The organism is Streptomyces sp. NPDC002602 (assembly GCF_042889445.1).
Taxonomy (GTDB): domain Bacteria; phylum Actinomycetota; class Actinomycetes; order Streptomycetales; family Streptomycetaceae; genus Streptomyces.
The window spans coordinates 206791-221237 of sequence record NZ_JBIAQX010000001.1 but is presented as its reverse complement, the minus strand read 5'-3'; the positions used below and the strand labels follow the sequence as shown (position 1 = coordinate 221237).

Here is a 14447-nt window from a genome sequence, read left to right as displayed (position 1 = left end):
GGTCGAGTATGTGCGGATCACGTCTTCCCGGACAACGGAATTCCGGTCGTGGGGGAACGCCGCTCCCCCTGCTCGATCGGCCTTCCGTCTCATTCCCCGTACACCGGCCGGCGCGCTTTGGCATTGTCGCTTCTTCGAACGCCATTCGGCCCACGCGCATCCCGGGAGACCCGTGTACCCACCGCCCCACGCCTACGCGCCCGCCCACCCCGTCAGACGGTGGTGGCAGCACCCCGCGCTGATCATCGGCGCCCTGGTCCTGCTGCCCCCGGCGGGCATCGTCCTCGCCTGGACGAGCCGTTGGAACCGGACACAGAAGATCGTCGCCACCGTGCTGTCCGGTGTGTGGTTCCTGATCATCATGCTGTCGGACCCGCCGAAGGAGCCCGTCGACGACGCGAAGCCGAAGGCCGCCGCGGTCGCCACGACCTCCCCCGCCGCCACCCCCTCGGCGAGCCCGAGCCCCACGCCCACCCCGAGCGCCGAGCCCGTGATGCCGGCGGTCGTCGGCAAGCCGTTCGGCGCGGCGGAGAAGGCGGTCGAGGCCCTGATCAAGGGCGAGTTGACCGCGCGCAGCGCGTACGCGGACGTCCCCCTCCCCGCGGACCACACCACCTGGCTCGTCTGTTTCCAGGGCTTGGGCGCGGGCACGCGACTCGGCGCGAACACGGCCGGCACGGACGTCCACCTCGTCGCACCGGGCACCGCCTGCCCGGCGTCGGTCGGCGCCGTGCTCCACCCGAAGCCGACGCCGAAGCCGACGCCCACCGAGCCCGCCGACGACTCGAACGGCACGGGCTCCGGCTCGGCGTCGAACTCGGGCTCCTCGACGACAGGCGGCGGCTCGTCCACCACAGGCGGCGGCTCGTCCTCGACCGGCGGCGGATCGTCGACCACGACCGGGGGCTCCTCCACCGGCGGCGGCTCCTCGACCGATGGCGGCTCCTCGACCGGCGGCGGAGACGTCTACTACCGCAACTGCGCCGCCGTGCGGGCCGCCGGCGCCGCCCCCATCCGGCGGGGCGACCCCGGCTACAGCAGGCACCTCGACCGGGACGGCGACGGCATCGCCTGCGAGTAGCCCTCCGGGCGGGGCGCCCTCCAGGCCTGTTTCGTGCTACCCCTCCCGCAGCCGCCCGGCCAGAGACGCGATCTCGGCCGGGCCGATGCGGCAGCAACCTCCGACGAGTCGGGCGCCTGCGGCGCGCCAGTCCTCCACGGGCCAGGGGGCCGGCGTGGCCGGCGCCTGCCAGGTGTCGGTGTCGGCCTCCCACACGGAGCCGTCGTTCGGGTAGGCCACGAGTGGTTTCCCGGTGGCCTCGGCCGCGGCCCGCAGGGACGGCAGCACGTCCCGCGGGTCGCAGCAGTTGACCCCGACCGCGATGATCCCGGGCGCCCCGGCGGCCAGGGCGAAGGCCTCGGCGAGCGGTTGCCCGGCCCGGGTCCGGCCGCCGGCCGGCGTGTAGCTCAGCCAGGCGGCGGCGCCCGTCTCCGCCACGACCGTGAGCAGCGCCTCGGCCTCGACGGCGTCCGGGACGGTCTCCAGGGCCAGCACGTCGGGTTCCGCCGCCCACAGCGCCTCGATGCGGGGCCGGTGGAAGTCGATCAGTTCGCGCACCCCGAGGCCGTAGCGCCCCCGGTACTCGGAACCGTCCGCGAGCACCGCCCCGTACGGCCCCACGCTCGCGGCCACCCAGACGTCCCGCTCGGCGGCTTCGGCGGCGGCCGCGGCCAGCCGTACGCTGCGACCCAGCAGGGCCGTGGTCCGGTCCCGCCCGTACCCCCGCGCGGCGAATGCCTCGTACCCGACCTGGTAGCTCGCGGTGATCAGCACCTCGGCTCCGGCCCGCGCGTAGGCCGTGTGGGCGGCCTCGATCAGGTCCGGTCGCTCGGCGAGCACCCGGCCCGTCCAGAGGCCGCCGGACAGGTCACAGCCCTCGGCGGCGAGCTGATTGCTCAGCCCGCCGTCGAGGAGCACGGGGGCGCCGGCCAGGGCTTCGGCGAGCGGGGAGCGGGCACGGGGCATCGGGTCCGCCTCCCTCAGCCGAGCTGGGACAGCACCTGGTCGGAGATCAGCTCCAGGTGGTCGAGGTCGTCGAGGTCGAGGAGCTGGAGGTAGATCCGGGAGGCGCCGATGGCCCCGTACGCGCCGATCTTCTCGACGACCTCGGCCGGTGAACCGGCCAGGCCGTTGGCCTTGAGCTCGTCCACCTCACGGCCGATCGCCGCGGCACGGCGGGCCACCTCGGCGTCGTCCCTGCCCACACAGACCACGAGCGCGTTGGAGTAGACGAGCTCTCCGGGCTTCCGGCCCGCCTGCTCGGCTGCGGCCCGGACCCGACCGAACTGCCGCTCGCTGTCGGCGATCGACGCGAACGGCATGTTGAACTCGTCCGCGTACCGGGCCGCGAGACGCGGTGTGCGCTTGGCTCCGTGACCGCCGATGAGGACGGGCACCTTGGCCTGGGCCGGCTTGGGCAGCGCCGGGGAGTTCTCCACCTGGTAGTGGGTGCCCCGATGGTCGAAGGTGGCCCCGGGCGCGGTGGCCCACAGTCCGGTGACGATGGCCAACTGCTCTTCGAGTCGGGCCATCCGCTCCGCCGGGAAGGGAATCCCGTACGCCTTGTGCTCGTCCTCGAACCAGCCCGCCCCCAGGCCGAGTTCGACACGGCCGCCGGACATCTGGTCGACCTGGGCCACCTGGATGGCGAGCACACCGGGCAGCCGGAAGGTGCCGGCCGTCATCAGGGTGCCCAGCCGGATCCGGCTGGTCTCGCGGGCCAGGCCCGCGAGGGTGATCCAGGCGTCGGTGGGACCGGGCAGGCCGTCGGCCGACCCCATCCGCAGATAGTGGTCGGAGCGGAAGAAGGCGTCGAAGCCGAGGTCCTCGGTGGCCTTGGCGACGGTCAGCAGGGTGTCGTAGCTCGCACCCTGCTGGGGCTCGGTGAAAATGCGCAGGTCCATGCTCCTATCCTGCCCCTCCGGCCCCGCCCGGGTGAATCTCCGTCAACCGGACGGTCCATCCCGGCCCCGCCGACGACCGGGATGGACGGTGATCGTCGCCCGGACGGCGATCATCGCCCGGACGGATCCGGACCACCCGCCCCGCGCACCGACCGGCCCGCGCACCGCCCGGCCCGCGCGCCCGCCCGGGAAGTCCCGCTCGGAGCGGCACGCCCCGGAAGTCCGGCCCGGCACCCCGGCCGGAAACCCCGCCCGGCACCCCGCCGACACCCCACGGGACCACCGCCGCATCACCACCGCACCACCGCCGCACCACCGCCGGAGCCTCGTCGCACCACCGCCGGAGCCTCGTCGCTCAGGACACGCCCGAGGCGGAACCCCGCTCCCGGACGGACATCTTGCGCAGTATCGCCCGCACCCGGTCGCTCGACTCGTCGGCCGCGTCGATGGACTCGATGCACTGCCAGTACAGACCCTCGTCGTCCGTTCCACAGGCCACCCCGACCAGTGCTATGCCGACCTCGCCGAGCAGCGCCTGGAGCCCCAGCAGCGCCTGCCGGACATCCGCCACCCCGGCCAGTTGCGCCGCTCTCGGCGGCAGCTCGGGCGTGCTGCCCTCGCCCCGCAGTGCCGCGCGATCGAGTACTCCGCAGCCTCTGCCACCTGCCTCTCCCAGTCCCCGTGACTCCGCTCTGAGCTCCGGCGGCCCGGTGACCGCCAGCCAACTCCCTATCCCCTGGGCGAGCGCCTGGGCCTGCCAGGCCTCGCCCACGATGTCCCACGCAGCCCCGCTCTGTGCCAGCGCGTGCCGGCCGGCCGCGATGAGCCGTACCGCATCCATATGCCGTCCCCCGTCCGCACGACATCCCACCGTTCCTCACTACCCAGAGTGAAGGCAACGAGCCAGTAAAGCCAGGGGTATTCGGAAATCTATGGACACAAACATGGTTGTGGACGACGCCATCACTCCGAAGAGTGACGATTCCGGCTCGAACCGCCCGGTGCCGGGAAACGGAGCTCGTTCCTCTCGATCTTCGCCGCGAGCGCGTCCAGCACATCCACCCCGAGGACCTCACAGAATTGCAGCAGATACGCGAGCACGTCGGCCACCTCGTCGGCCACGCGGTGCGCGCTTTCCGGCTTCTCCATGACCCGCGCCGACTGTTCGGGCGTCAACCACTGGAAGATCTCGACCAGTTCGGACGCCTCCACGCTCAACGCCACGGCCAGGTTCTTGGGTGTGTGGTACGGGGCCCAGTCACGGGCCTCCGCGAATTCGGCGAGCCTTCGCTGAAGCAGGTACAGGCGCTCTTCCCGGGGTTGCGTGTCACTCATGGGACCAGGTCTACCACCGAGACGCCGGGGAGTCCGCGCGCGGTTCCCGCACACCCCTCCCCGACGGAGGCCACCAGCCTGACCTGGCCGCGCGCGCAGCAGAGCTGGGCGAGTCGCAGCAGTTCGGCGCTCTGCCGCCGGTCCAGCCCGCGGTCCAGGTCGTCGGCGAGCACGGTCAGGGCCTGCCGCGCGGACAGCAGTTCGGCGACCGGGTCCATGGCCAGCACCCCGGGCCCGGTCAGCAGGACGAGCGCCAGGGCGAGGAAGCGCAGTTCGCCCGAGCCGAGGCGGTCCAGGCCGGTACCGGGTCGGCCGGGCCCCCGGTCCAGCAGCGCGGCGACGGAGCCGTCCGACAGGTCCCGTACGGTCAGCCCGGCCACCGGTCCCGCGCAGCCGGTGCGCGCGGCCTCGGCCAAGAGGGCGTGGCGGGTGCCGCATTCGTGACGGGTGCGGCGCAGGACGTCGGCCAGGTTCGCGCAGTCGCGGGCGAGCCTGCCGGCGCCGGGTGGGACGGCGGCCCGCATCCGCTCCGGGCGGGGGTCGCAGGGGAACACGGAGCGCAGCGCGACCACCACCTGCTCGGCGGCGGTCAGGACGCGCCGCTGCCCGGGGGTGGCCCCGGCGACGCGCAGCGGCAGCAGGGCGGTTCCGAGGCGGTCGTCCGGCAGTGGGGCGCGGGTCACACCGACGGTCCCGCCGGTCAGCCAGCTCGCCTGCACGGAGCGTCGGCCGGGGTCGCGCAGGGCGGTGCCGAGCAGGATCTGCCCGTCCTGCGCGAGCCGTTCGCCGACGACGCGGAGCGTGGGTTCGGCCTGGACGGCGAGGTCGAGCCGGACCGGTCCGGCGGGTCCGTCGACGGTGCAGCCGATCCGGAATCCGCGTCGGCGCTGCGCGTCGGGCACGGCCCGTTCGGGCACCCGGGCCGAGGGGTCCGGGAACACGGACTCCAGTGTCGCCCCGGAGGCGAGGTGGGCCAGCGCCTCATAGGCGCTCAGGGCCTGGGACTTGCCGCTGCCGCTGGGTCCGGCGAACAGGGTGACGGGGCCGAGCGGGAAGGCGGCCGAGCGGTGCGGGCCGAAGGCGGACAGCCGCAACTCGGTGACGGCGGGCCGCTGGTGCGCGACGGGCCGCGCGGGGGCGGATACCCCGGGGGTGTCACGGGGGAGGGATTCGGCGACGGGGGCTCCGGTGGCTGAGGCGTCGACGGCGGGGGCTTCGGCCAACCCTGTGCCCGCAGTGGCTTCCATGCGCCGGACGGTACGGCCGCCGGTGACCCCTCGGCACCGGCGAACCGTTCCGTCGCGCGGACCTTCCTACGATCGGGGGACGGCCGCCGCGGCGATGCCCTCGACCTCGGTGCCGACCGGCGCGAGCAGGAAGACGTTCCGGTCGACCCGGTGCATCCCGCTGCCCAGCCCGAAGACGACGCCGCTGCTGAAGTCCAGGATCCGCTTGGCCACCTCGGTGTCCGCGCCCGTGAGGTCCAGCAGCACCGGGATCTGGGCGATCAGATACTCGGCCACCTCCCGCGCGTCCGCGAAGATCTGGACCCGGATCACGACGAAGCGCCGCTGTTCCGCCGCCGACGCCCCGGGAGCCGTGGGGATCGTGCGGTGGTCCACCCGGGAGGGCCACTCGTTGCGACTGCGCAGGGGGACCACCTGCGCGAGTCCCTCCCACTGTTCGTCCGTGACGTCGTACCTGCTCACCGGGCCGCCTCGGCCGTGCGCTTCATGTGCATCGGGCCATCCTCTCGTGTTTCACCCGTTCAGCCCAACACCGACACGGCGAGCGTCGGGGCGCGCCGCCGCGAGACCCGAATCTTCACCCGAACAAATCGCCGAGCCGTCGGGTCGACCGGGGCGTGGGGTACTCCCCACGGGACGAATGGGTTAGGTTAGGCATACCTAACCTTCGGACGATGGAGAGATCCGCATGCGCATGTCCGGTGCCCCTGCCACGCCCGCCGCCGCGCCCACCGACGCCGAGCGGGTCCGGTCGATCCTGGCCGCCGCCCACTCCATGACCGTGGTCACGGACGGACTGCGCAGCGAGGTCCACCAGATGGAGGGCGAAGACCTGCTCGGTCGGCTGCACCTGCACCCCGCCGCCCCCGCGGCCGGCCAAGGGGCCGCAGCCGCCGCCGAGGACCGGCCGGTCATCCGGCTGGAGTTCACCGACATCGCCCCGACCCCGGTACGGGACCGGGTCCGCGCCCGGGTCACCGTCATCGGGCACCTGCTCACCCCCTACACCGAGAACAGCGCCGAGAGCACCTGCGTGGAGTACGGCCAGGCCGTCCTGGAGACGGCCGAGGGGACCTCGTACATCGGGTTGGAGGAGCTGGACCAGGCCTGGCCCGACCCGCTCGCCCCGTACGAGGCCGGGATGCTCACCCACCTGCTGGACGACCACCCCGAACTGGTCACCCTGCTGCTGCGGCTGGTCCGCCCGGCGCCCGCCGCCGCCGTGGTGCGCGCGCTTCCGCTGGCCCTGGACCGGTACGGCATCACACTGCGGCTGGAGGAGGCGAACGGTCACCGTGACGCGCGGCTGTCCTTCCCCTCCCCCCTGGACGACGTCGAACAGTCGGGGGCGCAGATCCAGGCCCTGCTCAGCGCGGCCCGACGGCGCTCGCACCGCAACACGCTGCCCGCCTGAACCCGCGCCGTACCCGAACTCCCTTGAGGAGCAGACGAGTTCTCCGGAGGTTTGGCGCGGCCCGGGAATAGAGTCCCGCGGGAACCGGGTTGGCGACGATCATGAAGGCCATCACTTACAGCGCGTACGGACCCGTCGAGAACCTCGAACTCACCGACGTGGCGGAGCCAAAGGTCGGACCGGGCGAGGTCCTCGTCCGGGTCAAGGCCGCCGGGGTGAACCCGGTGGACTGGAAACTCGCCCTCGGATACCTCGACCCCGTCCTGGAGGTCCGTTACCCCGTCATACCCGGCTGGGACGTCGCGGGGGTCGTCGAGGCGGTCGGCCCCGACACCTTCGACCACGCCGTCGGTGACGAGGTGTACGGCTACGTCCGCAAGGAATGGGTACAGCTCGGCACGTACGCGGAACTCGTCGCCGCACCCGTGCGCACCCTCGCCCGCAAGCCCCGCTCGCTGAGCTTCGAGCAGGCCGCCGGCCTCCCGCTGGCCGGCCTCAGCGCCTACCAGTCGCTCCTGCGCGTGGGGGCCGAGTCGGGCGAGACCGTCGTCATCCACTCCGCGGCGGGCGGCACCGGTTCGCTGGGCGTGCAGATCGCGGTCGCGCTGGGTCTGCGCGTCATCGGCACGGCCGGCGCGCACAACCACGACTACGTGCGCGGGCTCGGGGCCGAGCCGGTGCTGTACGGGGAGGGGCTGGCGGAGCGGATCCGCGCGCTGGCACCCGACGGTGTCGACGCGGGCCTCGACTTCCACGGCGACGGGGTGGAACTCCTCCAGTCGCTGGTCAAGAAGCGTGACCGGGTGTCCTCCCTGGCCGACCAGGAGGCCGCCGCCAAGGGCGCGCACCAGCCGTGGGTACGGCCCAGTACCGCCGACCTGACCTTCCTGGCCGAGCTGGCCGACGCCGGGCGGCTGACGGTCGAGGTGGCGCACGCCCTGCCGCTGGCCGAGGCCGCCCGGGCCTGGGAACTGAGCGCCTCCGGCAGGACCCGGGGCAAGATCGTCCTGACCGTGTGACGGCGCCCGGGACCGCCGCCCGGGCGTCGACCCCGGGCGGCGGGCGCGCTCACGCGGTCGGCGCGAGGTGACGGTTGGCCGGGCGGGCGAGGCCGTAGTTCTCGCGCAGGGTGGTGCCGGTGTACTCCGTACGGAAGAGACCGCGCTTCTGGAGGATCGGCACGACGTGGTCCACGAACGCGGTCAAGCCCGTCGGCAGGACCGGCGCCATGATGTTGAAGCCGTCCGCGGCGCCCTGGGTGAACCACTCCTGGAGCTGGTCGGCGATCTGCTCGGGCGTGCCGGCGTAGACCCGGTGTCCGCGTCCCGCGCCGAGCCGGGCGATCAACTGGCGCAGGGTCAGACCGTCCCGCCGGGCGAGTTCGGCGACGAGCGTGAACCGGCTCTTGTTGCCGTTGATGTCCCTCTCCTCGGGCAGCTCGGGCAGCGGCCCGTCGAGGGGGTGCCCCGAGAGGTCGACGCCGAGCATCCCGGAGAGTTGGGCCAGCCCGTACTCGGGGACCTGGAGGTCGGTGAGCTGCTGCTCCAGCGCCTTGGCCTCGGCCTCGGTGGAGCCGATGACGGGGGCGATGCCGGGCAGGACGAGCAGGTCGCTCTCGGCGCGGCCGTAACGCGCCAGCCGGGACTTGAGGTCCTTGTAGAAGGTCTGGCCGTCGGCGAGGGTCTGCTGCGCCGTGAAGACCGCCTCGGCGTACTGCGCGGCGAACTCCTTGCCGTCCTCGGAGGAACCCGCCTGCACGAGGAGCGGGTGTCCCTGCGGTGAGCGGGGCACGTTGAGCGGGCCGGCGACACCGAAGTACTCGCCCCGGTGGGCGGCCGGGTGCAGCTTGTCGGTGTCCGCGTAGACGCCGCGCTCCTTGTCGAGGACGATCGCGTCGTCCTCCCAGCTGTCCCAGAGCTTGACGGCGACGTCCAGGAACTCGCGGGCCCGGTCGTAGCGCAGGTTGTGTGCGAGGTGCTCGTCCTGGTTGAAGTTGCGGGCCTCGTCGACGGTGCCGGAGGTGACGATGTTCCAGCCGGCGCGACCGTTGCTGATGTGGTCGAGCGAGGCGAACTTGCGGGCCGTGTGGAACGGCTCGTTGAAGGTCGTGGAGACGGTCGCGATGAGCCCGATGTGCTCGGTGACGGCGGCGATGGCCGAGAGGAGGGTCAGCGGCTCGAACCCGCCGAGGGCGTTGTAGCGGGCCTTGCCCCACAGGGCCAGGCCGTCGGCGAAGAAGATCGAGTCGAGTCGTCCGCGTTCGGCGGTGCGCGCCAGCTCCTGGAAGTAGCGCAGGTCGGTGACGCGTTCGGGGCTGCTGTCCGGGTGTCGCCAGGCGGCGTCGTGGTGACCGGCGTTCATCAGGAAGGCGTTGAGGTGGAGGGTGCGGGGAGCGGTCATGTCGGTTCCTCGGGTCGGGTCGGCGCGCGCGGGGCACCGCCGGGTGGGAAAGGCGTGCGGGCGGCCCGGGGCGGCGGCCCCGGGCCGCCCCGCGGGGGCGCCGGTGTCAGGCGGGTACGCGCCACAGGCTCAGGCGGCGTTCGATCGTGACGAGCAGTTGGTTGAACGTCAGCCCGATCGCGGAGATGGTGACGATGCCCGCGTACATCTGCGGGATCGCGAAGTTGAACTGCGAGGCGTTGATCAGGTAGCCCAGTCCCGCCTTGGCGCCGATCATCTCGGCGGCCACGAGCACGAGGATAGACACCGCTCCCGCCAACCGGATCCCGGTGAAGATCGCCGGCACCGACGACGGCAGGATCACCTTCTGGAAGAGCCTCGGCGTGGACAGGTCCATCGACCGGGCCAGCTTCACCAGGGTCGGATCGGCGTTGCCGACCGCGCTGATCGTGTTGAGCAGGATCGGCCAGACGCACGCGTAGACCACGATGGACACCTTCGAGGTCTCCCCGATGCCCAGCAGCAGCACGAACACCGGCAGCAGCGCCAGTGCCGCCGTGTTGCGGAAGACCTCCAGCAGCGGCCCGAGCAGCGCCGCGACCGGCCGGTACCAGCCGATGAGCAGGCCGAGCGGTACCGCGATCACGACCGCGATGCCGAAGCCGCCGAAGGAGCGGACCAGGCTGGCCCCGGTGTGTTCGGCGAGCTGCCCGTCCCCCAGCAGCTCCCACCAGGCCGTGGCGACCTCGCTGACCGGCGGCAGGAACGTGGCGTCGACCAGGCCGAGCCGGGGCGCCGTCTCCCAGAGGGCCAGCAGGGCGAGGATGGCGGCCGAGCGCAGCACGGCGGCGCTCAGCCCGCGCCCGACGGCGGCGAGCAGACCGCGCCCGCGCCCCGGGCTCCGTACGGGGGCCTTCGCCACGACCGGCTCGGTACGGGCGGCCGGTACCCCGGCGGGAGCGGAGGCCGGCTCGGCGGGCACGGAGGCCGGCTTGGTGGACGGGTAAGCCGGCTCGGTGGACGGGGAGGCGGGCTCGGTGGACGCGGGGGGCCCTGAGGCCGGTACCTCGGCGGGCGCCGCCGGCCGCGCGGGCGACCCGACGGTCGGCTGCCCGGCGGGCCGGGCCGGATCCTCGGTCTCCGGCGGGGGTGCCAGGCCGGCCAGGGCGGCGGCGGTGATGTCGGTTCCGGTGGTCATACGGCGGCCTCCTCCTTCTCCAGTTGCTGAGCGCGGGCCACCTCGTCGTGGAGCAGGGTCCAGATCTCGTGGCGATGACGGGCGAACTCCGGGCTGGAGCGCAGGTCCTCGCCCGTGGCGCCGGTGGCACGGTCGCCGAGGTCGACCCGGACGACCTCCTTGACGCGGCCGGGGCGCGAGGTGATCACGGCGACCTTCTGCCCCAGGTACACGGCCTCTTCGATGCCGTGGGTGATGAACACGATCGTCTTGCCGGTCCGCTGCCAGATGCGCCGCAGTTCGTCCTGGAGGGATTCGCGGGTCTGCGCGTCCAGGGCCGCGAACGGCTCGTCCATCAGCAGCACGTCGGGGTCGTAGGCGAGCGAGCGGGCGATGGCGACCCGCTGGCGCATGCCCCCGGACAGTTCGTGGGGGTGGCGGTCCTCGAAGCCGGTGAGCCCGACGAGGTCCAGGAACTCCCTGGCCTTCTCGGTCCGTTGGCGGCGCGGGACGCCGGTGGCCTCCAGGCCGAACTCGATGTTGCCCAGTGCGGTGCGCCAGGGCAGCAGCGCGTACTGCTGGAAGACGATGCCCCGGTCGAGCCCGGGCCCGGTGACGGGTTCCCCGTCGAGCAGGATCCGGCCGGAGGTGGGGCGGGTCAGGCCGCCGAGGAGGTCGAGCAGGGTGGACTTGCCGCACCCGCTGGGGCCGACGACGACCACGAACTCCCCTGCCTCGATCTCCAGGTCGATGCCGTCGAGGGCGGTGAACTCCCGCTTGTTCCTCCTGTTCTTCCTGTCCTTCGTCGGGAAGGTCTTCGTCACGGAGTCGAACACGATCTTCGCCATGGCAGTCGGTCAGCCCTTCCCGTTCCCGTTGAACTCGTTGGTGTAGAGGTCGGCGGCCTTGAGCTGCCCCTTCTTGATCTCGCCGCGCTCGCCGAGCCAGTCGATCCAGAGCTGGAACTCCTTGTCGGCGATCCGGCCGCCCGGTTCGGCGACCCCGTACGAGCGCCAGTAGCGCAGGGTCGAGGTGTCCTCGTTGCGGCCTCGCTTCTTCACGATGTCGGTCAGCCGGGCGATGACCTCCTCGCGCGGGGTGGTGCGTGACCAGTCGATGGCCTTGCCGACGCCGGTGGTGAACGTCCTGACGGTGTCGGGGTTCTCCTTGATGAAGCGCCGGGTCATGACGTAGCTGCCGGCGCTGAACGCCCCCAGCAACTCGAAGTCCTTGAACAGCGGGCGTATCCCGCCGGCCGCGAGGGCCTTGTCGCGCAGCACCCCGCTGAGGACGCCCACCTCGATCTGCTTCTGGCGCAGGGCCTGTTCGGTGTTGACGGGCGGGACGACGAGGGATTCGACCTTGCCGGCGTCGGCCTTGGAGAGGCCGTTGCGTTCCAGGTAGATGTCGAGCAGGGCCTGCGCGTGGGCGCCCAGGGTGTTCATGCCGACCTTCTTGCCGATCAGGTCGCGGGCCGACCGGATCGGGCTGTCCTCCAGGACGTAGTAGCCGAGGTAGGTGTCCTTGTCGGAGCCGTAGTAGGAGATGACGGCCTGGATCTGCGCCTTGCTCGCGGCGAGCTTGACGATCGCGCCGTTGAACGCGCCGCCGAAGTGGGTCTGGCCGGTGGCCGCGGACTGGATGTCCTGGGGGCCGCTGATGGTGTTGCCGACCCAGTCGAGGGTGAGGTTCCCCAGGTACCCGAGATCGGCGGCCAGTTCGGGGAGCGTGACCGCGCCCACCGAGCCCTGGTACTTCAGGGACGTGACCTGCTTGCCGGAACCGCCGGTGGCGGTGGCCGTGCCGCAGCTCACCGCGGCCGCCGAGATGCCGAGCAGGGTGAGGAACTGGCGTCGGGAGGTGGAGGACGTGGTGAAGGCTGCGGGCATGACGGGTCCTTGTCGGTGCGTACGGGGTCAGTGAGCGGTGGTGAGGGCGCCCGCGGGGGCGAGGCGCAGCGCGTCGGCGAACTCGTCGACGGCCTGGTACAGGTCCAGTTCCGCCTCGGGCCGGAGCCGGTCCGGGCCGTCCCCGCGCTCGACGGCGGAGTCCAGGACGAACCGGCCGGCGGTGACGTGCCGGGCACCGAGCGCGGAGAGGACCGGGCGCAGGGCGTAGTCGATGGTCAGGACGTGGGCGAGGCTGCCGCCGGTGGCGATCGGCAGGACCGTCTTGCCGGCCAGGCCGTCCTGCGGGAGCAGGTCGAGGAAGGCCTTGAGCAGTCCGGTGTACGAGGCCTTGTAGATCGGGGTGGCGATGATCAGGCCGTCCGCCTCGGCCACGGCCTCCACCGCGCGGCGGATCTCGGGCTCGCCGCGGCGGGCGGAGAGCAGGTCGGCGGCGGGCAGTTCCCGTACGGCGAGGTGCGCGGTCTCGTACCCGGAGTGGGCCAGGCGACGCAGCACCTGATCGACGACCACGGCGGTACGGGAGTGGACGGAGGGGCTGCCGGTGAGGGCGAGCAGCTTGGGCACGGGGCTCTCCTTGTGCGGCGGGGGCGGGTCAGACGGAGGCTGAGGAGGCGCCGGAGGCGATGCCGAACTCCGGGTCGGGCACGGTCTCCGGGCTGATCAGGCGGGACGGGCGTCCGTCGGGGCCGACGGGCACGTCGCCGTCGACGGTGACGCGGCGCAGGGTGCGCTCGTGGTCGTCGGAGTCGTCGACGCCGTAGTGCTGGGTGGCGCGGTTGTCCCAGATGGCGACGTCGCCGGCCCGCCACTGCCAGCGGACGGTGTTCTCGGGGCTCTCGATGTGCGCCTGGAACAGGTCCTGGAGGACGCGGGAGTCCCGACCGGTGAGGCCGGTGATCCGCTGGACGAAGTTGCCGAGGAGCAGCGTGCGTTCGCCGGTCTCGGGGTGGACGCGGACCACCGGGTGCTCGGTGAGGAACGTGGTGGAGGTGAACACCTCGCGGTACTGGGCGAGGGCCTCGGGGAGCGCGTCGGGCCGCAGGGCGGCGTAGTCGTACTCGTTGGAGTGCACGGCGCGCAGGCCGTCGGCCAGGGCCCGCAACGGCTCCGGGAGGCCCGCGTAGGCGGTGGCGGTGTTGGCCCAGAGCGTGTTGCCGCCGTACGGGGGGATGGTGACGGCGCGGAGGATGGAGAAGGCGGGGTAGGCGGGGACGAAGGTGACGTCGGTGTGCCACTGGTTGGCGCGGGCGCCGTGGTCGGAGTCGATGCCGAGGGCGTACCGGCCGTCGGCGGAGGGCACGGTCGGGTGGGCGACCGGCGCGCCGAGCAACTGGGCGAACGCCTCGTGACCGGCCTCGTCGAGGTGGTCCTGGCCGCGGAAGAAGACGACCTTGTGGGCGAGCAGGGCGGCACGGATCTCGGCGACGGTCTCGGCGGGCAGCTCGCCGCCGAGGCGGACGCCGCCGATCTCGGCGCCGATGCGGCCGCCGATCCTGTCGACGGAGACAGCGGTGACAGTGGTCATGGGAACTCCCGGGTCAGAGATTTATTTCCGCAGGGGAAGAAATACCGGTGCGCGAACGGGGCGTGATGCGCGGCGAACGGCACGCACACGGGACGGGGCGGGGGCGGAGGCGGCCTCGGTGCACCGAGGGGTCACAGAACCCCTGAGCGGCGTCGCTCAGGCGCGGCGCGGGGCCGGGAGGCGGCCCTGACACTCGCCCGGCGCGGTACAGGAGCCGGGGGTGTGGAGCCGCGGGGCGAGGTGCTCGATCGCGGACATGGCTCGGAGCCTGTCAGCGCCCCCGGCCGGGGTCAACCCCCACCGCACCCCCCACCCCCGCCCGGCGCCGAAACCCCACACAGCAACCCTGACCTGCCGGTTCCCCCCGCCGAGAACCCCCAGGGCGCGGCCGAAAACCATGGCCGGATTTCACGCCCCCGCAACGCGGCCGCCACGACCCCACCGCCGACCCGCGCCTCAAACGCCGGCGAGGCTG

The 14447-nt window shown here is 72.8% G+C and carries 15 protein-coding genes; 3 read left to right on the top strand and 12 right to left on the bottom strand.

Annotated features, from left to right (window positions below; genetic code table 11):
• The first annotated feature begins 172 nt into the window (after nt 1-172).
• Nucleotides 173-1081 carry an excalibur calcium-binding domain-containing protein gene (locus ACFYW3_RS00845; RefSeq protein WP_389385141.1) on the top strand — a complete coding sequence of 303 codons (909 nt, stop codon included), beginning with the start codon at nt 173-175 and terminating at the stop codon, nt 1079-1081.
• 36 nt (nt 1082-1117) lie between these two features.
• Here the strand turns inward: ACFYW3_RS00845 and mmuM are convergent, their stop codons facing one another.
• The 6 genes from mmuM to ACFYW3_RS00815 all read right to left on the bottom strand — a co-directional run bounded on the left by mmuM (nt 1118) and on the right by ACFYW3_RS00815 (nt 6008).
• Nucleotides 1118-2026, bottom strand: coding sequence for a homocysteine S-methyltransferase (gene mmuM, locus ACFYW3_RS00840; protein ID WP_389385140.1), 909 nt, complete (start codon nt 2024-2026; stop codon nt 1118-1120).
• Between the two features lie 14 nt (nt 2027-2040).
• On the bottom strand, nt 2041-2964 hold the full coding sequence (locus ACFYW3_RS00835) for an LLM class F420-dependent oxidoreductase (RefSeq protein WP_351758743.1): 924 nt from the start codon (nt 2962-2964) through the stop codon (nt 2041-2043).
• A 355-nt stretch (nt 2965-3319) separates the two neighbouring features.
• Nucleotides 3320-3805: a DUF6099 family protein gene (locus ACFYW3_RS00830; protein WP_267801125.1), complete on the bottom strand. Its 486-nt coding sequence runs from the start codon at nt 3803-3805 to the stop codon at nt 3320-3322.
• Between the two features lie 122 nt (nt 3806-3927).
• The gene (locus tag ACFYW3_RS00825; RefSeq protein ID WP_389385139.1) at nt 3928-4299 is read right to left on the bottom strand and encodes a nucleotide pyrophosphohydrolase; all 372 of its coding nucleotides are present in this window, start codon (nt 4297-4299) and stop codon (nt 3928-3930) included.
• Nucleotides 4296-5546: an ATP-binding protein gene (locus ACFYW3_RS00820; RefSeq protein WP_389385138.1), complete on the bottom strand. Its 1251-nt coding sequence runs from the start codon at nt 5544-5546 to the stop codon at nt 4296-4298. Before ACFYW3_RS00820 ends, ACFYW3_RS00825 begins: the two co-directional genes overlap by 4 nt.
• Nucleotides 5547-5612: 66 nt before the next feature.
• Complete coding sequence (locus ACFYW3_RS00815) at nt 5613-6008, bottom strand: cell division protein SepF (protein ID WP_053684615.1); 396 nt, start codon at nt 6006-6008, stop codon at nt 5613-5615.
• A 226-nt stretch (nt 6009-6234) separates the two neighbouring features.
• On the opposite strand from ACFYW3_RS00815, the gene ACFYW3_RS00810 reads away from it, so the two are divergent.
• Both ACFYW3_RS00810 and ACFYW3_RS00805 read left to right on the top strand, forming a co-directional pair.
• Nucleotides 6235-6960 carry a DUF2470 domain-containing protein gene (locus ACFYW3_RS00810; RefSeq protein ID WP_389385137.1) on the top strand — a complete coding sequence of 242 codons (726 nt, stop codon included), beginning with the start codon at nt 6235-6237 and terminating at the stop codon, nt 6958-6960.
• Nucleotides 6961-7061: 101 nt separating this feature from the next.
• On the top strand, nt 7062-7979 hold the full coding sequence (locus ACFYW3_RS00805) for an NADP-dependent oxidoreductase (protein WP_351758732.1): 918 nt from the start codon (nt 7062-7064) through the stop codon (nt 7977-7979).
• 49 nt (nt 7980-8028) lie between these two features.
• On the opposite strand, the gene ACFYW3_RS00800 is transcribed toward ACFYW3_RS00805, so the two are convergent.
• From ACFYW3_RS00800 to ACFYW3_RS00775, 6 genes are all read right to left on the bottom strand, one after another.
• Nucleotides 8029-9360 (bottom strand): LLM class flavin-dependent oxidoreductase, encoded by a 1332-nt coding sequence (locus tag ACFYW3_RS00800; RefSeq protein ID WP_389385136.1) that lies wholly within the window; start codon nt 9358-9360, stop codon nt 8029-8031.
• A gap of 106 nt (nt 9361-9466) precedes the next feature.
• A complete protein-coding gene (locus tag ACFYW3_RS00795; RefSeq protein ID WP_389385135.1) occupies nt 9467-10558 on the bottom strand; it encodes an ABC transporter permease subunit in 1092 nt (363 codons plus the stop codon).
• On the bottom strand, nt 10555-11385 hold the full coding sequence (locus ACFYW3_RS00790; RefSeq protein WP_351758725.1) for an ABC transporter ATP-binding protein: 831 nt from the start codon (nt 11383-11385) through the stop codon (nt 10555-10557). Before ACFYW3_RS00790 ends, ACFYW3_RS00795 begins: the two co-directional genes overlap by 4 nt.
• Before the next feature lie 9 nt (nt 11386-11394).
• The gene (locus ACFYW3_RS00785) at nt 11395-12426 is read right to left on the bottom strand and encodes an ABC transporter substrate-binding protein (RefSeq protein ID WP_389385134.1); all 1032 of its coding nucleotides are present in this window, start codon (nt 12424-12426) and stop codon (nt 11395-11397) included.
• 27 nt (nt 12427-12453) lie between these two features.
• Entirely contained in the window at nt 12454-13011 is a 558-nt protein-coding gene (ssuE, locus tag ACFYW3_RS00780; RefSeq protein WP_351762378.1) for an NADPH-dependent FMN reductase, read from the bottom strand.
• 28 nt (nt 13012-13039) lie between these two features.
• Nucleotides 13040-13972 (bottom strand): TauD/TfdA family dioxygenase, encoded by a 933-nt coding sequence (locus ACFYW3_RS00775; protein WP_351762377.1) that lies wholly within the window; start codon nt 13970-13972, stop codon nt 13040-13042.
• Nucleotides 13973-14447 lie beyond the last annotated feature (475 nt).